Consider the following 18417-nt stretch of genomic DNA (forward strand, 5'->3'; position numbering starts at 1 on the left):
GACTCCTCTCTAATGTCTAAAATGCCGAACATCAGTAAAGACCATTGCTAGATCGTATTTATTCGCCATATCAATAGAATCTTGATCTTTGATACTTCCGCCTGGCTGAATGATTGCTTTTATACCATGTTTGGCTGCATATTCAACTGAATCATCCATTGGGAAATAAGCATCGCTAGCTAAAACTGCACCTTCCATTTTCTCTTGCGCTTGTTCAATCGCAATTTTTACTGAACCGACTCGATTCATCTGACCGGCTCCGATTCCTACTGTCTGACGTTCGTTTGCCAGCACGATCGCATTAGATTTCACATGTTTGACAGCTTTCCAAGCAAACGCCAATGCTTTTACTTCTGCTGGAGTTGGCTTACGTTTTGTCACGACTTTCCACGCTTCTTCGTTTTCCATTGCCAGATCTTGATCTTGTACAAGAAGTCCACCTAAGACTGAGACCGTTTCTTCTCGATTTTGACTTTCTTCTTGCGCAAAGTCTATTGTCAGTAATCGGATGTTTTTCTTTTTTTGCAGTAATTCCAAAGCTTCTTGTGTATAAGAAGGGGCAATGATGATTTCTAGAAACAGCTTATGCATCTGTTCTGCTGTTGGCAGATCTACTTCTCGATTCAAAACGATGATCCCACCAAAGATTGAAACAGGATCTGCTTCATATGCTGCTTCCCACGCTTCTAAAATCGTAGATGCTGACCCAATACCGCAAGGATTCATGTGTTTCAAGGCGACTACCGTTGGCTCGTCATATTCCTTCATGATCCGTAACGCAGCATCCGCATCACGGATATTATTATAAGAAAGTTCTTTCCCATGGAGTTGTTTTGCTGCTGCGATCGAATATTTTTCCAGAAGAGCGGACTGATAAAAGGCAGCGGCTTGATGACTATTTTCACCGTAACGAAGCGTTTGTTTTCGTTCATACGTAAGTGTCAATTTTTCCGGTTCTTTTTCTTCCACCCAATCCGTTAAGTATTGAGCGATCAGTGCATCATATGCAGCAGTATGACGAAAGACTTTTGCCGCTAGTTTTTGTCTGAAAGAAAGTGAAGTATGCCCATACTGACGTAATTCTGAAAGTACCTCTTCATAGTCAGATGGATCAACAACAGCGGTGACAAATTCATGGTTTTTTGCTGCACTACGGAGCATACTAGGACCACCGATATCAATGTTTTCAATAGCTTCTGCTATTTCGACATCTTGTTTCATAATCGTTTCTTTGAAAGGATATAAATTGACACAAACAAAGTCGATTGGTTGGATATTTTCCGTCTCCATTGCCTCCATGTGGCTAGGGAGATCGCGTCTCCCTAAAAGACCACCATGGATTTTAGGATGAAGTGTTTTGACACGACCATCCATCATTTCAGGAAGCCCTGTCACTTCTTCGATCGAAAGCGTTTTGATTCCAGCTTGATCCAATGCATGCTTTGTTCCTCCTGTTGAAATGATTTCTACTCCTTGTTCAATCAAACCTTGGGCAAATGCTACAATCCCAGTTTTATCTGATACACTGATCAATGCTCTTGTCATTTCAGATAGCCTCCATTTTCAATAATTTCACTAATCACTTCTGGATAGATTCGATGTTCTACTCTATGGATTTTTTCTTCTAAAGAATCGAACGTGTCCTCCTGTTCGATCCTCACTTTTTCCTGTCGGATGATTGGTCCAGTATCTACACCTTGGTCGATATAATGAATTGTGACACCCGTTTCTTTTACTCCAGCTTCAAATGCATCACGAATGCCATGCAAACCAGGGAATGCAGGTAAAAGAGATGGATGGATATTGATGATTCTTTTATCATAATTTTCCAGCAATACTGGTCCAATGATTCGCATGTATCCAGCTAGTACAATCAAATCGATCTTTTTTTCTTTCAATTTATGCAAAATCGCTTCTTCATACTCTTTTTTGGATTCAAATTCTTTAGGTGAAAAACAATCTGCCGGTACATCCAATGCGACTGCACGTTTCAAAACATATGCTGCAGGCTGATCACAAAACAACCAGTCAATCGAAGCTTCCAATCCTTTTTTTGATAAATAATCGGCTAGCGCTTGAAAGTTGCTTCCGTTTCCAGAAGCAAAAACAGCGATTCTCATCGTTCTTCTCCTGTAAACACCACACGATGTTTTTCTTTGGCGATCACTTTCCCGATTTCATAAACTTTTTCGCCAGCTTGCTCAATCTCGTGTACGATTTCTTTTACTTTTGCTTCCTCGACTGCTAAGACCATCCCAATGCCCATATTGAATATTTCATACATCTCCATCATAGGAATCTCACCATATTTTTGTAAACAGCCGAAGATCGGAAGAATCGGCCATGTGCCAAGTTTGATTTCAGCAGCCATAGATTCTGGTAACATTCGCGGGATATTTTCTACAAACCCTCCACCGGTGATATGTGCAGCTCCTTTGATTTTCTTTTCTTTGATTAGGGGAAGCAAGGAAGAAACATAGATTTTCGTTGGTTCAAGTAATACTTCGCCAAGTGTTTTTTTCAATTCTGGCAGTTTTGATGATAAAGAAAACTGCTGCTGCTCAAAGAAAATTTTGCGAACAAGAGAGTACCCATTTGAATGGATTCCGCTAGATGCTATTCCAAGCAACACGTCTCCTGGGTTGATTGTTTCTCCTGTCAATAATTGAGATTTTTCAGCTATCCCTACAGCAAATCCGGCTAGATCATAATCATTTCCAGAGTACATACCGGGCATTTCAGCTGTCTCTCCGCCAATCAGTGCCATATTTCCTTGAACACACCCATCCGCTACACCTTTTACTACATTTTCTAAACGTGTCGGATCATTTTTCCCCGTTGCTAAGTAGTCTAAGAAATACAACGGCTCTGCGCCTTGTGCTAAGATATCATTGACACACATCGCTACGCAGTCAATTCCGATCGTGTCGTGTTTGTCCGCTTCGATTGCTACTGCTAATTTCGTCCCTACACCATCGGTCCCCGAAACAAGGACTGGCTCTTTTAATTGAAAGACCGATAAATCGAAACAGCCGCCGAATCCTCCTATAGCGCCCATCACACCTAATCGTTCCGTTTTTTTGACATGCTTCTTGATCCGTTCTACTACTTCATATCCAGCTTCGACATCTACGCCAGCTTTTGCGTATGCATTTGCCATTGGCTTCATATGCTCCCTTCTTGATCTGCTTTTAAAAGAACGATACTTTTTCTTTTAGTGATTCCTGATATTTTTCTTCATAGTCATATAACGGTGTCGGATAATCTCCGTTGAAATAAGCCATACACAATCCTGAATACGGGGCATCTTTTTCCAGACCGATCGATTCGATTAGACCCTCTTCACTTAAAAAACCTAAAGAATCGGCACCGATACATTCTTTGATTTCATCAATCGTATGATTGGCCGCAATGAGTTCTTTACGCGTTTGAATATCAATCCCATAAAAACATGGATACTTCAAAGGAGGAGAAGCAATCCTCACATGTACTTCTTTTGCTCCTGCTTCTTTCAAAAGATGGACGATCCGTCTGCTTGTCGTGCCCCGAACGATCGAATCATCAACCATGATCACCTTTTTCCCTTCCACTACCCCGCGTACAGCAGATAATTTCATTCGGACCCCTTGCTCTCTTAGCTCTGGCGTCGGCTGGATAAATGTTCGGGCAATGTATTGATTTTTTACTAATCCAATTTCGTAAGGGATACCGCTAGCTTCTGCATAACCACTTGCGGCTGACAAAGAAGAATTAGGTACACCAACGACCATGTCTGCTTTTACTGGCGATTCTTTCGCTAAATTCCGTCCCATATTTTTCCGGGCAGTATGCACATTGATCCCTGCGATATTTGAATCCGGTCTGGCAAAATAGATATATTCCATCGAACAAATAGAAAGCTGCGTGTCCTTCGTAAAGCAATCAATCTGGATTCCTTCGTCATTGATGATCACTATCTCACCAGGCTGGACATCTCTTATAAAACGTGCCCCAATAACTTCTAATGCACAAGTTTCCGAGGCAATCACGTATGCTCCGTTTTTCATTTGTCCGATTGCTAATGGACGAAAACCATTCGGGTCCAAAGCGGCAATCATTGCCGTTTCTGTCATTAATAAATAGGCAAAGCCACCTTTGACTTCATTTAAAGCACTTTTCAATTTATTTAAAAAATCTATTTCTTCACTTCGTCGGATCAAATGCATCAATATCTCCGTATCGGAGTTGGAATGGAAGATCGCCCCATTTTCCTCTAACTCTTTTCTAAGGGAGCGAGCATTGATCAAGTTACCATTATGCGCTAAGCCGATCGACTGATCATGAAATTTGAATAGAAAAGGCTGAATATTGTCCACACTTCCATTGCCTGCTGTTGCATAACGTACATGTCCGATTGCAGCTTCTCCTGTTAACTGCTGCAATTTTCTTTGATCTTTGAATACCTCAGAAAGTAGACCCAGATCTCGATGACCCATGAGTTTCCCTCGATCATTGGACACGATACCCGCACCTTCTTGTCCTCGATGCTGAAGACTATGGAGCCCGAAGTATGCCACACTAGCGGCGTCTGGATGACCCCAAACACCGAAGATCCCGCATTCTTCATTTAAACTCTTCACTTCATAAGACATACGATTGCATCCTCCCAGCACTTTCTTGCTACTGCTGTTTCTATTTTGATTTGACCGTCAGTTGCTGATATTTCGATTAGCGCTTCATCCGTCACCTTACCTGCTAAAACAGCAGCATCTCCCATCATTTCTTCGAATCGTGTCTGGTTTTCCGGTGCAACTGTCAATACAAACCTTGATTGAGTTTCTGCAAACAATTGAGCAGAGGGCAAGCCAAACTGCACAGATAAACCTAACTGATATTTGAAAGCTGATTCTGCCAGTGCAATTGCCAAACCACCTTCTGAACAGTCATGGGCACTTTCAATCAATCCATTTTGGATGGCTGTCAATACTAACTCCTGGTTTTTCTTTTCAACGGCTAGATCAAAGTTTCGAATCACCCCTTCGATTCTTCCAAGCTGCATCTTTTGTAATTCACTGCCATCAAAATCTGCAAACGTCTTGCCTAATATATAGATTAGATCCCCTGATTTTTTGAATTCTTGAGTAGTGATATGTTCATGTTCCTCGATCAATCCGACCATACCGATCATCGGTGTTGGATAGATTGCTTGACCGTCCGTTTCATTATATAAAGAGACATTTCCTGAAATAACAGGAGTTCCTAACGTTTCACACGCAGCAGCAATGCCGTCAGCTGAAGTCGATAATTCCCAAAAAACTTCTGGTTTATCAGGAGAACCATAGTTCAGGCAGTCGGTGATCGCCAAGGGTCTACCACCGCTAGCAATGATATTTCTAGCTGCTTCTGCCACTGCTATTTGTCCTCCGACTTTTGGATCCAAATAGAGATAGCGAGCATTGCAGTCTGTGGTCATCGCTAATGCTTTATTCGTCCCTCTGACTCTCATCACAGCCGCATCACTTCCTGGACAGACCACTGTATTGGTTTGTACTTGTGAATCATAAGTTTCGTAGATTGAACGTTTCGAAGCAATCGTCGGTTGTTGCAACAGATCAAGCAATACTTGTCCAGGTTCTTCAATAACCGGCTGATAAGGAGCCAACTGCTGAAAATCTGCGATTCGAGCTGGTTCTTTCATCTCTTTATGATAGACTGGCGCATCTTCAGCCAGCGCATCGACTGGCAGATTCGCTACTTCTTTCCCTTGATGATATAGACGATATTGCCCGTCGTCTGTTACTTTACCGATAGTGACTGCATCTAGATCATACTTCTGAAATAGTTCTTGGATTTTTTCCTCCTCTCCTGATTTGACACAAATCAACATCCGTTCTTGTGATTCGGATAGCATCATTTCATAAGGCGTCATTCCAGTTTCTCTTTGTGGGACTTCGTCTAATGTCAATATAAGTCCTGAACCAGCTTTTGAAGCCATTTCCGCACTAGATGAAACAAGTCCTGCTGCTCCCATATCCTGTATACCTACTAGAGAATCCGAATGATGCAAGATTAATTCCAAACACGCTTCAAGCAGTAGCTTTTCCATAAAAGGATCCCCTACTTGTACAGCAGAACGTTGCTGTTCTTCTTCTTGACTAAATTCTTCTGAGGCAAAAGTTGCGCCGTGGATGCCGTCGCGACCTGTTTTTGCTCCTACATACATGATCGAATTGCCGACACCAGCAGCTTGCCCTTTCTGGATATCTTTGTGTTCAATCAAACCTACACACATTGCATTGACTAATGGATTTCCTTCATAACAAGGATCAAATGCAATTTCGCCACCTACAGTCGGTATGCCGATACAATTGCCGTATCCGCCGATACCTGCAACTACTTCTTCTAGTAAATATTTTGTTCTTGGATTATCTAATTCGCCGAATCTCAATGAATCTAGCAACGCAATTGGACGAGCACCCATGCTGAAAATATCTCTGATGATTCCGCCAACTCCTGTCGCAGCTCCTTCATAAGGCTCCACGGCTGAGGGATGGTTGTGACTTTCTGCTTTGAAGACAACTGCTAGTCCATCACCGATGTCGACGATGCCTGCGCCTTCTCCAGGCCCTTGCAAGACATGAGGTCCACTAGTAGGAAATTTGCGTAGAACCGGTTTAGAATTTTTATAGGAACAATGTTCGCTCCACATAACAGAAAACAGTCCAGTTTCCGTATAATTAGGCATTCTTCCTAAGATATCTTCTTCGATCATTCGATATTCTTCATCAGTCAATCCCCATTCGGCATAGATTCTTTTTTTCTTGATCTCTTCAGCTGTCGGTTCATTCAATGTTTTCATCTATACGGTCACCTTTCCGAAGTTTTTTAAAATGGAAGCAAAGAATCGTTTCCCATCTTCTGATCCTAGCAAGTCTTCTACTGCACGTTCTGGATGAGGCATCATTCCTAACACATTCCCCGCTTTATTCGTAATCCCTGCAATGTTTTCCACGCTGCCGTTGATGTTGTCATTATAAGTAAAGACGATCTGATTATTTTCCTTTAGGTCTTCAAGTGTTTCTTCGTCACAGAAATAATTTCCTTCCCCATGAGCAACTGGAAGAGAGATTATTTCATCTGCTTCATATTCTGAAGTAAAGGCCGTCTTAGGATTGACTTTCAATGGTACAGTTTTACAAATAAAATGCAAAGACTCATTTCGTCTCAGTACACCTGGCAACAGTCCAGCTTCTGTCAATATCTGGAATCCATTACATGTACCGAATACGGGTTTCCCTTCTTCAGCAAAACGAATCACTTCTTCCATGATTGTAGAAAACCGAGCAATCGCGCCGCATCTCAAATAGTCACCATAGGAGAATCCTCCCGGCAGTAAAACCCCATCAAATCCTTCTAAAGAGGACTCATCATGCCGTACAAATTCGGCATCAGCGCCCATGATCTCGCGAACTGCCCATAACATATCTGCGTCACAATTTGAACCTGGAAAAACGATGACCGCAAATTTCATGTTATACTTCCTCCATTTTTTTGATTTCATATCGGTATGTTTCCATATTTACATTTGCAAGCAACTTATCACAAATCGTTTCAATCACTGTATCGATTGGTTCTTCTGTATCAGCAAGTTGTATCTCAAAGTATTTTCCGATACGGATATCTTCGATTGTTTCATATCCCATACGATGGACTGCTTTTTTTACTGCTTCTCCTTGAGGATCTAATACTGAATCTTTATAGGTTACATAAACTTTTACGAAATACATCATACTCGCTCCTTTTCTTCAGTTAGTTCCGATAGACGGTTATATACTTCTTGATAGACTGGAATCAGATTACCTAAGCCTCTGCGGTAAACGTCTTTGTCCATATGTTCATTCGTATGTTCATCCCATAATCGGCAAGTATCCGGTGTTACTTCGTCCGCAAGTAATATTTTTTCATTCGACCGACCAAACTCTAGCTTGAAATCTACTAAAACCAGACCAACCTTAGCGAATAATTCGATCAAAATTTTATTGATAGCTAATGCTTGGGTTTTCAGCTCACTGATTTCTTCCGGTTTTGCCAGTTGCAAGTAATAGATATGCTCTTCATTGACAAACGGATCATCCAACTGATCATCCTTATAGTAGAATTCAACGATTGGCTTGATTAATTTTTTGCCTTCAGGAACACCTAGACGTTTTGAGAAACTTCCTGCTGCAATATTTCGGATCACCACTTCCAGAGGGATGATTTGTACTTTTTTTACTAATTGTTCGGTTTTAGATAATTGTTCAATAAAATGATTTTTTATTCCTCGCTGGGTCAGATAGCGGAAAATCGTACTTGTGATTTGATTATTCAATTCTCCTTTCCCACTTATCTGATCTTTCCTCGCGCCATTCAACGCAGTCGCCTGATCTAAGTATTCTACCCAAATCAAGTTTTCATCAGAGGTAAGATATAATTTTTTGGCTTTCCCTTCGTACAGAAGTTCTTTTTTCTCCATGTCCGACTCTCCTTTTTATTTACATTCAAAGCAAATACAACGATTTTTGTTCGTGTTTTCACTTTGAATTTTAACAATCATCTTTTTAGAAATCAATATAAATATGTACATTAAAGGCATTAGATTCTTTTAATGTTCGTGTTTTGTTGTAAGTACAAAATCCCCCTCATCAACAAGCGTTTACATTTATATATAATGATGGTATATTAAAATTAACTAAAAATTTGGATAACTGGATCGAGGAGGCACTTGCCGATGGAAGATGCAATAAAACAAGGTCAGCTTTTTTTATCAGAGTTAACGGCTGAAGAACGTTCCTGTCTATATAATGATTTGTTGTCGATCAAAGACGTTTATTTATGCAATAAAGATACTAGTTTTTATACCTTTCGGAAAATCCGCCGAGCAGCTAAGCGTTGCGCTGAATGCCGTAAAAGGACTTTTCGTTATCGAACAGAACACAAAGGCGAACTTTTAATCAGTCAGATCCACGAGCAGAAACTTTTCAAAAATCACTATCGTATCCAGATCTTATTTAATGGACAAGAGATGGAATATACTTTTCTCGAAAATTTGCTGCAACATCTCCATAACCAGCATTTTAGTTATAATAGCCAAGCCATTTACGCTTAATTCCTCTATTTTTTGTATATAAAGAGGTAGTCGCTTTATTCCTATCATTGATAAGAAAACATAATAAACTAAAAGAAGCAGAACCGCTAACGGATCTGCTTCTTTTTTGGTTATTTTTGCTATTCTATTTTAATTGAATTTTGCAACTCACTCTTCTTTATTCCAAACCTACTCGTTTGAATATCACGTCAACGTTTTTCAAATGATGATGATAATCAAAGGCATCGTCTATTTCTTCTTTAGATAAGACCGATGTGATGGTCGGATCTTCTTCTAACAGCGGGCGGAACTGAACTTGGTTGTCCCAAGCATACGCAGTTTTTGGCTGAACAAGATCATAAGCTTCTTCTCTTGTCATTCCCTTATCGATCAATTTCAGCATAACGCGTTGGCTATAAATCAAACCAAATGTTGCAGACATATTCCGCTTCATGTTTTCAGGAAAGACCGTTAGATTTTTAACGATATTGCCAAAACGATTTAACATGTAATTCAATAAAATCGTGGTATCAGGCAAGATGATTCGCTCTGCTGAAGAATGAGAAATATCTCTTTCATGCCATAATGTGACATTTTCATAGGCAGTGACCATGTGTCCGCGCACCACTCTGGCTAGACCAGCCATATTTTCTGAACCGATTGGATTCCTTTTGTGTGGCATAGCAGAAGAACCTTTTTGACCTTTCGCAAAAAACTCTTCTACTTCACGTGTTTCAGACTTTTGCAATCCGCGTATCTCTGTTGCAAAGCGTTCAATACTTGTAGCAATAAGCGCCATCGCTGAGAAATATTCAGCATGTAGATCCCGAGGGAGAACTTGAGTAGAGATTTCTTGCGGATGGATTCCCAATTGTTTACATACATACTCTTCAATAAATGGCGGGATATTTGCGAACGTCCCCACTGCTCCTGAGATTTTTCCTGCTTCTACTCCTTTTGCCGCATGTTCGAATCGTTCGATGTTCCGTTTCATTTCTGAATACCATGTGGCAAGTTTCAATCCAAAAGTAGTTGGTTCAGCATGGACACCGTGTGTTCGACCCATCATCACTGTATATTTGTGTTCTTTTGCTTTTTCGCCAATGATTTCTGTAAAACGTTTCAGGTCTTCCCGTAATATATCATTTGCTTGCTTGATGAGATAGCCATAAGCAGTATCTACGACATCCGTACTTGTTAGACCATAATGGACCCATTTTCTTTCTTCTCCCAATGTTTCAGAAACTGCTCGTGTAAAAGCAACGACATCATGGCGTGTTGATTTTTCGATTTCCAAGATCCGATCGATATCAAATGATGCATGTTCACGGATTTTTTTCACATCTTCTTGTGGGATTTCACCAAGTTCTGCCCAAGCTTCATCTGCTAAAATCTCGACTTCGAGCCACGCACGGTATTTGTTCTCTTCCGTCCAGATATTCCCCATTTCAGGGCGTGTATAACGTTCTAACATGTTTTTTCTCCTCTAATCCCAAATATTCGTTTGTTTGATTTCTTCCAGCGTTTGCTGGATGTCTTCTGTCAAGATAGTGATATGTCCCATCTTGCGACCTTTTTTCGCTTGTTTTTTTCCATAGAAATGGAATTGCCAGTCTGGCTTATTCTCAATCAAGCGATAGCTTTCCAACAGTTGTTCTCCCAAAACATTGACCATCACTGCATTGCTTGTCAGACGCACTTTTTCTCCTAATGGCCAGCCGCAAATACCTCGAATATGGGCATCGAACTGACTCATAGAACAAGCTTCGATAGAATAATGCCCAGAATTGTGAGGACGAGGGGCTAATTCATTCACATATAACCCGCCTGTTTTTGTTAAGAACATTTCTACCCCTAGAGCACCTGAAAGACTTACTGCTTCTGCAATCACACGGGCAATACGCTCAGCCTCCTCGATCACATCCTGATCAATCGCAGCTGGAGCAATCGTTTCGTGCAGAATGTTGTTTCGATGGATATTTTCCACGACCGGAAAAGTTGTGAAATCTCCTTGTCCATTTCCTGCTACCATGATCGAAATCTCTTTTTCAAATGGGATCCAAGCTTCTAAAACACAGGTTCCTTCTCTTAAAAGATCCATTGCAGGGGCCAAGTCTGCACGACTTTTCAAAACATACTGCCCCTTGCCATCATAACCGCCTCGAGTGGTTTTCAAAACGCAGGGATAACCGATCCCGTCAATCGCATCTTGGATATCTGTCGGACTGACGATCGTTGCATAAGGAGCAATCACGATGTTGTTCGTTTCCAAAAAAGATTTTTCCAATAGGCGGTCTTGCGTAATCGCAAGCAAGTCTGTCCCTTGAGGAATAAATGACATGGGTAAGATCGCATTTAGCGCCTCTACACTGACATTTTCAAATTCATAGGTAATGACATCTGTTCTTCTAGCAAGCTCTTTCAGCGCAAAGGTGTCATCATAGACACTTTCAATGTGCCAATCTGCAACTTGTGCGGCTGGACAATCACTTACAGGATCCAGCACACCTACTTTAAAGCCCATTTCTTTTGCACTAATCGCCATCATACGACCTAATTGACCGCCGCCGACGATCCCGATCGTTGAACCAGGCAACAAAGGTTTAACCAAGTTGATCACTACTTTCTATAACAGTTTTAGCCAACATTGAACGTCTTTCAGCCAATTTAGCCTCCAATTCTAAATCATACATGGAAAGCATCTGTATCGCAAGTAGTCCAGCATTAATTGCTCCAGCTTTTCCGATTGCCGTAGTAGCCACAGGCACGCCTCCAGGCATTTGAACAATCGACAGAAGCGAATCTAAACCATTTAATGTTCGTGATTGGACCGGTACGCCGATAACCGGCAAAGTTGTTTTTGCCGCAACCATCCCCGGTAGATGGGCGGCTCCACCTGCTCCTGCAATAATGATTTTGATTCCTTTTTCTCGAGCGCCTTGTGCATATTCAAACATCAAATCTGGTGTGCGATGAGCAGAAACGACTTTTTTTTCATAAGACACACCGAATTCTTCCAATATTTGACATGCTTCTTTCATTGTTTCCCAATCTGAAGTACTCCCCATGATCACAGAGATTTTTGCTGTCATTGTTTTTCCTCCCAGTTTTTCTACATCCATATTTTAACAATCGTATTTTTTGTTGTCAAAGAAATTTCGAATATTGATAAAGAAAACCATTTTATTGTTCGTGTTTATCCAATACATAAAACATACTAAGATTAGAGGGGAACATCATTGACGAATGATGTTCTCCTCTATTTTCTATTTTTAGATTATAGTGAAGAGTGAAAGAAAGTTCGAACAAAGCCTTGAGGACTACGAGTCCCTATCAAAAACCGAACTTCTTTACTGTCATTTTAGAATCAGGTTTACGTATGTTGGGGCCATGAGCCCGTGTATAGGAAATTGGAATCGAAATGAAGCAGTAAAGTTCTTTCAAAACTTAAAAAGGAGGAAAACAAATGCCTTACATTCTTGCATTAGATGTTTCAATGGGACACAGCTACAGTGTCCTATACAAAGACGACACCTGCTTATTTGAAGACGAGATTGAACACACTCAAAGAGGATTTCATGCATTACTCGAAGAGATCCAGCACTTGCCTGAACGTCCATTGATTGTTTTTGAAGCAACGGGGATTTATTCCAGACCAGTCGAAAAGTTCTTTCAAGATCATCACTTTTCTTACTGTTTGTTAAACCCGTTAGAAGCGAAAAAACAGATGGAAGAAAGCACCTTACGCAGTTGGAAAACAGATAAATCGGATGCCCATCGGCTCGCACAGACTCATCTTAAAAGTCAACGTCAGCCAAAAGAAGTACAAAGCAATTTTTACTTAGAGATGCGCGATTTAGCCCGTTTTTATCAAGAAATTGAGAAGAAAATCACTCGTCTGCGCATGGATTTACACAACTGTCTTCAGTTGACTTTTCCAGAGCTTGAACAGTTCTTTTCAAACAGGCTGACCCCTTACGCATTGACATTGATCCGTCTTTTTCCCCATCCAGATTTTGTATTGGCATCTACTCGGACAAAAATAAAAAATAAACTGATCAACGAAACACGGAAAAAAATCTCCGCGAATCGTGCCGAGCAAAAGGCAGATCAAATCATCCACTATGCACAGTGTGCCTATCCAGCTGTTGAAAAAGACAGTATCCAATGTCAAAAAACAATCTATTACGCCGAACTTCTCCAAGATTTACTCGAACAAAAAGAAGCACTGGCGACACAAATGATCAAAAAAGCCGAAGGCTCTCCTTGCTTTTTGTTGTACCAAACGTTCCCTGGGATTGGCGCACTCACAGCCGCTTTATTGCTCGGTGAATTAGGAGATATCACACGATTTAAAACCCATAAACAATTGAATGCTTTTGTCGGAATCGACATCCGACGGTATCAATCAGGTAAGTATACTGGCCAAGACCGCATCAATAAGCGTGGTAATCCCAAAGCACGGAAAATTATTTTCTTCACCATTCGAAATATGATTCGCCAGCAACGCGCAGCTCCTAATCATATTGTCGATTATTACTACAAATTAAAAAAGCAACCTATCCCTAAGAAAGAGAAGGTTGCCACAGTTGCTTGTATGAACAAGCTTCTGAAATGTATGCACGCTATGGTTAGGGCACATACAGAGTACGACTATGCGTACGCGGTCTCAGTGGACCATTAACTAAACCACTTACAGTATACCACTTCTTTGCCCAGATCGAAAATTTTTTACGAACGGGGCTTTATTTGGTGTGCCTTGATTTTGTCGCTTTCGTTTACGAGCTATTTTTCTTGCACCTTTTACTTGACTAATCGTAGGAAAAAGGACGTGACAAAAGTGATGTCACATCCTTTTTTTAGTATAAATGGTATTCAAACAGCTGACCCTCGATATTCACTCAAAACGCTGGTTTCGCAACTTTTCTTTTACTTCATTATTTTTTGAAGGCTTCTTCTACTATTTCTTCATCTTTTTTTAAACCATTAAAGATCAGATTCAATATGATAGCCGTAATACTACTCATTACGATGCCATTGCCAGTGAACATTTGCAATGTTTGAGGCATTTGACTGAATAGTGTCGGCGTAATATTGAAACCTAGCCCAAATCCAACAGAAACAGCAACAATCAATAGATTTTTATCATTACTGAAATCAACTTCCAACAGCATACGGATTCCTTGGACTGCCACCATCCCGAACATGACTAACATTCCTCCACCAAGTACCGGCTCAGGAATGATTTGTGCTAACGCACCGATTTTAGGGAATAATCCTAAAACAATCAAGAAGAACGCAGAGAAGTAAATAGGTTTTCTCGTTTTGATTCCCGAAAGTTGAACCAATCCGACATTTTGAGAAAAGCCTGTGTAAGGGAATGTATTGAAAATACCGCCTAAGATAACGGCAAGTCCTTCTGCACGATATCCTTTTTTCAATTCTTCTTCTCCAACATTCTTTCCAGTAATGTCCCCAAGCGCAAAATATACACCCGTTGATTCTACCATACTGACCATAGAAATGATGATCATCAGTAAAATCGACCATACATCAAAAGTTGGCTTACCAAAATAAAAGGGTTGTGGGACATGGAACAATGGTGCATCTCCAATCGCACTCAGATCGATCATTCCCATGAAAGCAGCTAAGATGCTTCCACCGACTAAACCAATCAATACCGCGATGGAACGAATGAACCCTTTTGCCAACATTTGCACACCTACAATGAGGAGAATCGTCACAAATGCAAGTAGTAGATTTGTTTTGTCACCAAAATCAGCCGCTGTTGCATTACCGCCACCCATTTTTTCAATTGCTACTGGGATCAATGTCAAACCAATAACGGTGATAACCGTTCCTGTTACTAAAGGCGGGAATAATTTCTTGATTTTAGAAAAGATACCTGAAACTAACACAACAAAGATACCTGAAGCGATAATAGATCCATAAATAGCTCCTACTCCTTCATTAGTTCCGATCAAGATCAGCGGAGCTACTGCTTGGATCGCACATCCTAAAACAACAGGCAAGCCAATTCCGAAAAATCGGTTAACGGTCAATTGCAATAATGTTGCTAATCCACACATAAAGATGTCAATTGAAATCAAGTAAGTCATCTGTTCTTGATTAAAGCCTAGTCCTGTACCGATCAAAAGAGGCACCGCTACTGCTCCTGCATACATCGCTAACAGATGCTGCAGCCCTAAAACCGCGGCTTTTCCATTTTGTGTTTCTTTTTCCACGATTATGCGTCCTCCTCAAGAAACTCAACTTGTCCATTCGTCAAGGAAGCGATACGTGCAAGAGAAACGACTCTCAATCCCATTTCTTCAAGCAACTGACGTCCATCTTGGAAAGACTTTTCAATGACGATCCCAATTCCTTCTACTTGAGCTCCAGCTTGCTGGCATAATTCAATCAATCCTTTTGCCGCTTGTCCGTTTGCCAAGAAATCGTCAATAATCAATACTTTATCTTCTGAAGATAAGAATTTACGAGAAATAGAAATCGTACTTGTCACTTGTTTCGTAAAAGAATAAACAGAAGCCGTCAATAATTCTTCATCCATCGTCAAGCTTTTGGCTTTTCTGGCGAAGATCATTGGAACACCTAATTCTTTTGCAGCAAATAAAGCTGGTGCGATCCCAGAAGCTTCAATGGTCACAACTTTCGTGATTCCTTGTTCTTTAAATACTTCTGCAAACCGTTGCCCCATTTGTTCCATCAATACAGGGTCTACTTGGTGAGTGACGAAACTGTCGACTTTTAGTACGCCCTCGCCTAATATACGTCCGTCTTTTTGAATACGTTCAACTAATTCTTTCACTTTATTTGCTCCTTTATCATTTATTAATACCAAAAAACCGCTTTTGTGCAAAAACCTACTATGTTTCTGTTAAAGAAAAACACCCTCCACTTTATCATAAGAAAAGAAGGGTGAAATAGCCAATCTTTTACTTATAGTCCAGCATTTACGGTACTGGCTAGAAACTGTCATCCATATTATGACGATATATAAGTAGGTATGTAAAACTAATAATAGTGTAAAATCATTTTCTTGCAACTGTTTTGCACGTGAAGGCAGTTTGACATATTTGAATAAAGAATGTTGTTTCAAATATTGAAAATAGTCTAACACTACTTTCTGAAACTGACAACGTGGTTTACTTATTTTTTTGTAAAATCTAATGTTTTTTAATGCATTACTCTTTTTTGTTCGGGTTTAAATAGTTATTTTTATTTTCACTTATCCAAAAATTCTATTTCACACAAAAAGGATTGTGAAAAAAAACGTGTCACAACCCCTTTTTCGAATAAATAGTGTTCCAAAGACAATCTACGGCAATAGCGCACAGATTTATAACGTACAGGAAATAATTTTCGTAAATTCCTTCTTATTCCTTGAAGTTGACAAGTTCGTCAATCGCCACTGCTTTTCCTGAAGCAATAGAGTGATTCGCTGCGATTCCTGTCAAAATCGACAGGATACCATCTACGTGAGTTGCTGCTCGATTCCACGGATCTTCTTCCTTTACTTCGCCAAATAGATCATCCAACAAACGTGGATCTCCTCCGCCATGTCCACCTGCTTCTTGTTCAACGATTACCTCATAGGGTTTACCGAACATCGGATAGACCTGGATGGACTGAAGAACGGCTGCTCCCTCATCTTTTTTATCTCCACCAGCGTTGATATAGGACTTTTCGATCACTTTCATTTCGATCCGTCCTTTGCTGCCATTAAAAGAAACATTGAATCCTTCCCACGGCATATACGCATTTAGCGAATACGTCAATATCGTACCGGTCTCGTATTTGACCGTCACTCCTAACGTATCTTCAATAGAAATATCATCGGAAAATACACTGCGATCACGAATGTATCCACTGTCTTCTTCTGCTTCCAAATACATTTCTCGTAATTCCTCATTGGCTGATAGATCTATAGCAAATGGATCATTTTTGGCTAGTTCGCTTCCATAGCATCGACTGTAAAATGTTTCTACTCCGCGTTTTTCCGCATTATGCATTCCATAAAAATTCAATCCACCAAATGCGAATACCTTTTTTGGCTGGCTACTCAACCAAAAGTTCACCAGATCAAAATGATGGGTAGATTTGTGCACGAGAAGTCCGCCACTATTGTGTTTATTTCGATGCCATCTTCTGAAATAATCTGCCCCGTGCTGCGTATTCAGCAACCATTCAAAGTGGATAGAGAAAACATCGCCGATTATGTCTTTTTCCAGCAGTTCCTTTATCTTCGTGTGATATGGCGCATAACGATAATTGAAAGTGACTCACAGATTCCTTCCCGTTTGTTTTTGGACAGTTATTATTTCTTGCGCTTTTTCCTCATCAATAGTCAGAGGTTTTTCGCAAATAACATCATACCCTTTTCTCATTGCACGAATGATATAATCATGATGAGTTCGATCTACTGACGTGATAATGACTTCATCTGGCCGTACATCATCCAGTAGCTGTTCAAATTGCGATGGCATACATGTCTTTACTTTCTTCTGTCCATACTTATTCACAAGTACTCGATTTGCATAATCCATTCTTGTTTGAGACACATCACAAAAACCGACCAGTTCACAAGTTCGATGATACGTAGAGGCAATTGCCTCATAAAAAAAGCGCGCTCTTCCGCCAAGACCGACTTGTACATATTTTTTCTTCATTTGAACTCATTCTCCTTTTCTTTTAACCAGCATGCTGTGACAAACGGCAGTCCGGGATACAACAATGCAGTAAGTAACAGATCATATTGTATACACCAAAACAGCCCATACAAAAGACAAAAATACCACAGAAACCCTTTGACGTTTTTTGACAACAGCCAGATATTTCTTTTGATCAAATAAATAAGACTATCTGCTTTTTCTTCTTTGCAGACATCAATTAGCGTACTAAAAAAACCATGGGATACAAAAAGCAACAGACACAATAGAAAAGGAATCAGATACCAAGCATCAGCCTTTTCTATGAACAAATACCAATCAGCTGCAAAAATAAGAACGAACAGCTGAAACAACGCAACAATGAAACATGACCTTTTGATTTTTTCTTTCCGCCAACCTACCTTCTTTTCCGCCAAATAATGGGCAGATAGATAATAAGCAGGATACATCATCAAAAAATAAATCAGATAGACAACATGAGCAGAAAGCGTTAATCCTAAAGTGAAAAAACATCCTAGGAAAAAAGCGAAAAGACCATGACTGATAAGACTGGTTAAAAAAATCCGACAGAAATAGTAGTTGATCTTGTAAAGAAACATCACCTCTATTGGCTTTTTCATC

16 protein-coding genes, 1 pseudogene and 1 riboswitch are annotated in these 18417 nt (G+C 40.3%); of the genes and pseudogenes, 2 read left to right on the top strand and 15 right to left on the bottom strand.

Annotated elements, in window-relative coordinates; all coding sequences use genetic code 11:
* Positions 1–9: 9 nt before the first annotated feature.
* Genes purH through purC form a run of 8 tightly spaced genes read right to left on the bottom strand, consistent with a single transcriptional unit; the run spans position 10 to position 8494 of the window.
* Entirely contained in the window at positions 10–1545 is a 1536-nt protein-coding gene (gene purH / locus FTX43_RS11905) for a bifunctional phosphoribosylaminoimidazolecarboxamide formyltransferase/IMP cyclohydrolase (protein ID WP_147607082.1), read from the bottom strand.
* On the bottom strand, positions 1542–2120 hold the full coding sequence (gene purN, locus FTX43_RS11910; RefSeq protein WP_002309479.1) for a phosphoribosylglycinamide formyltransferase: 579 nt from the start codon (positions 2118–2120) through the stop codon (positions 1542–1544). The genes purH and purN overlap by 4 nt, the downstream gene beginning before the upstream one ends.
* Positions 2117–3169, bottom strand: coding sequence for a phosphoribosylformylglycinamidine cyclo-ligase (gene purM, locus FTX43_RS11915; RefSeq protein ID WP_002309480.1), 1053 nt, complete (start codon positions 3167–3169; stop codon positions 2117–2119). The genes purN and purM overlap by 4 nt, the downstream gene beginning before the upstream one ends.
* Positions 3170–3191: 22 nt before the next feature.
* Positions 3192–4631: an amidophosphoribosyltransferase gene (purF, locus tag FTX43_RS11920; protein ID WP_073490706.1), complete on the bottom strand. Its 1440-nt coding sequence runs from the start codon at positions 4629–4631 to the stop codon at positions 3192–3194.
* Positions 4616–6838 carry a phosphoribosylformylglycinamidine synthase subunit PurL gene (gene purL / locus FTX43_RS11925; RefSeq protein WP_073490707.1) on the bottom strand — a complete coding sequence of 741 codons (2223 nt, stop codon included), beginning with the start codon at positions 6836–6838 and terminating at the stop codon, positions 4616–4618. The genes purF and purL overlap by 16 nt, the downstream gene beginning before the upstream one ends.
* Positions 6839–7510, bottom strand: coding sequence for a phosphoribosylformylglycinamidine synthase subunit PurQ (purQ, locus tag FTX43_RS11930; protein WP_002313846.1), 672 nt, complete (start codon positions 7508–7510; stop codon positions 6839–6841).
* A gap of 1 nt (position 7511) precedes the next feature.
* Entirely contained in the window at positions 7512–7766 is a 255-nt protein-coding gene (gene purS, locus FTX43_RS11935; RefSeq protein ID WP_002309490.1) for a phosphoribosylformylglycinamidine synthase subunit PurS, read from the bottom strand.
* A complete protein-coding gene (purC, locus tag FTX43_RS11940; protein ID WP_002313847.1) occupies positions 7766–8494 on the bottom strand; it encodes a phosphoribosylaminoimidazolesuccinocarboxamide synthase in 729 nt (242 codons plus the stop codon). Before purC ends, purS begins: the two co-directional genes overlap by 1 nt.
* A gap of 255 nt (positions 8495–8749) precedes the next feature.
* Between purC and FTX43_RS11945 the strand changes: the two genes are divergently transcribed.
* Positions 8750–9127 carry a hypothetical protein gene (locus FTX43_RS11945; RefSeq protein WP_002309492.1) on the top strand — a complete coding sequence of 126 codons (378 nt, stop codon included), beginning with the start codon at positions 8750–8752 and terminating at the stop codon, positions 9125–9127.
* A gap of 157 nt (positions 9128–9284) precedes the next feature.
* On the opposite strand, the gene purB is transcribed toward FTX43_RS11945, so the two are convergent.
* Genes purB through purE form a run of 3 tightly spaced genes read right to left on the bottom strand, consistent with a single transcriptional unit; the run spans position 9285 to position 12198 of the window.
* Positions 9285–10580 carry an adenylosuccinate lyase gene (gene purB / locus FTX43_RS11950; protein WP_147607083.1) on the bottom strand — a complete coding sequence of 432 codons (1296 nt, stop codon included), beginning with the start codon at positions 10578–10580 and terminating at the stop codon, positions 9285–9287.
* Positions 10581–10592: 12 nt separating this feature from the next.
* The gene (gene purK / locus FTX43_RS11955; protein ID WP_002309493.1) at positions 10593–11717 is read right to left on the bottom strand and encodes a 5-(carboxyamino)imidazole ribonucleotide synthase; all 1125 of its coding nucleotides are present in this window, start codon (positions 11715–11717) and stop codon (positions 10593–10595) included.
* On the bottom strand, positions 11710–12198 hold the full coding sequence (purE, locus tag FTX43_RS11960) for a 5-(carboxyamino)imidazole ribonucleotide mutase (RefSeq protein ID WP_002309494.1): 489 nt from the start codon (positions 12196–12198) through the stop codon (positions 11710–11712). The genes purK and purE overlap by 8 nt, the downstream gene beginning before the upstream one ends.
* 374 nt (positions 12199–12572) lie before the next feature.
* On the opposite strand from purE, the gene FTX43_RS11970 reads away from it, so the two are divergent.
* Positions 12573–13790: an IS110 family transposase gene (locus FTX43_RS11970; RefSeq protein WP_073490895.1), complete on the top strand. Its 1218-nt coding sequence runs from the start codon at positions 12573–12575 to the stop codon at positions 13788–13790.
* A gap of 253 nt (positions 13791–14043) precedes the next feature.
* Here FTX43_RS11970 and FTX43_RS11975 read toward each other — a convergent pair whose 3' ends face one another.
* The 4 genes and pseudogenes from FTX43_RS11975 to FTX43_RS11990 all read right to left on the bottom strand — a co-directional run bounded on the left by FTX43_RS11975 (position 14044) and on the right by FTX43_RS11990 (position 18416).
* The gene (locus FTX43_RS11975) at positions 14044–15351 is read right to left on the bottom strand and encodes a nucleobase:cation symporter-2 family protein (RefSeq protein ID WP_002292241.1); all 1308 of its coding nucleotides are present in this window, start codon (positions 15349–15351) and stop codon (positions 14044–14046) included.
* A gap of 2 nt (positions 15352–15353) precedes the next feature.
* Positions 15354–15935 carry a xanthine phosphoribosyltransferase gene (locus FTX43_RS11980; RefSeq protein WP_002292242.1) on the bottom strand — a complete coding sequence of 194 codons (582 nt, stop codon included), beginning with the start codon at positions 15933–15935 and terminating at the stop codon, positions 15354–15356.
* Positions 15936–16049: 114 nt separating this feature from the next.
* A riboswitch (purine riboswitch) is annotated at positions 16050–16147 on the bottom strand.
* Between the two features lie 356 nt (positions 16148–16503).
* Positions 16504–17796: pseudogene (locus FTX43_RS11985) on the bottom strand (Gfo/Idh/MocA family protein).
* A complete protein-coding gene (locus FTX43_RS11990) occupies positions 17793–18416 on the bottom strand; it encodes a hypothetical protein (RefSeq protein WP_147607084.1) in 624 nt (207 codons plus the stop codon). Before FTX43_RS11990 ends, FTX43_RS11985 begins: the two are co-directional and overlap by 4 nt.
* Position 18417: the final 1 nt, after the last annotated feature.

The organism is Enterococcus sp. DA9 (assembly GCF_008000875.1).
In the GTDB taxonomy this organism is placed as follows: domain Bacteria; phylum Bacillota; class Bacilli; order Lactobacillales; family Enterococcaceae; genus Enterococcus_B; species Enterococcus_B lactis.

Excerpts from the sequence above, each read along its gene's own strand:
- purH (WP_147607082.1), bottom strand. The coding sequence starts at position 1,545 with ATGACAAGAGCATTGATCAGTGTATCAGATAAAACTGGGATTGTAGCA.
- purN (WP_002309479.1), bottom strand. The coding sequence starts at position 2,120 with ATGAGAATCGCTGTTTTTGCTTCTGGAAACGGAAGCAACTTTCAAGCG.
- purM (WP_002309480.1), bottom strand. The coding sequence starts at position 3,169 with ATGAAGCCAATGGCAAATGCATACGCAAAAGCTGGCGTAGATGTCGAA.
- purF (WP_073490706.1), bottom strand. The coding sequence starts at position 4,631 with ATGTCTTATGAAGTGAAGAGTTTAAATGAAGAATGCGGGATCTTCGGT.
- purL (WP_073490707.1), bottom strand. The coding sequence starts at position 6,838 with ATGAAAACATTGAATGAACCGACAGCTGAAGAGATCAAGAAAAAAAGA.
- purQ (WP_002313846.1), bottom strand. The coding sequence starts at position 7,510 with ATGAAATTTGCGGTCATCGTTTTTCCAGGTTCAAATTGTGACGCAGAT.
- purS (WP_002309490.1), bottom strand. The coding sequence starts at position 7,766 with ATGTATTTCGTAAAAGTTTATGTAACCTATAAAGATTCAGTATTAGAT.
- purC (WP_002313847.1), bottom strand. The coding sequence starts at position 8,494 with ATGGAGAAAAAAGAACTTCTGTACGAAGGGAAAGCCAAAAAATTATAT.
- FTX43_RS11945 (WP_002309492.1), top strand. The coding sequence starts at position 8,750 with ATGGAAGATGCAATAAAACAAGGTCAGCTTTTTTTATCAGAGTTAACG.
- purB (WP_147607083.1), bottom strand. The coding sequence starts at position 10,580 with ATGTTAGAACGTTATACACGCCCTGAAATGGGGAATATCTGGACGGAA.
- purE (WP_002309494.1), bottom strand. The coding sequence starts at position 12,198 with ATGACAGCAAAAATCTCTGTGATCATGGGGAGTACTTCAGATTGGGAA.
- FTX43_RS11970 (WP_073490895.1), top strand. The coding sequence starts at position 12,573 with ATGCCTTACATTCTTGCATTAGATGTTTCAATGGGACACAGCTACAGT.
- FTX43_RS11990 (WP_147607084.1), bottom strand. The coding sequence starts at position 18,416 with ATGAAAAAGCCAATAGAGGTGATGTTTCTTTACAAGATCAACTACTAT.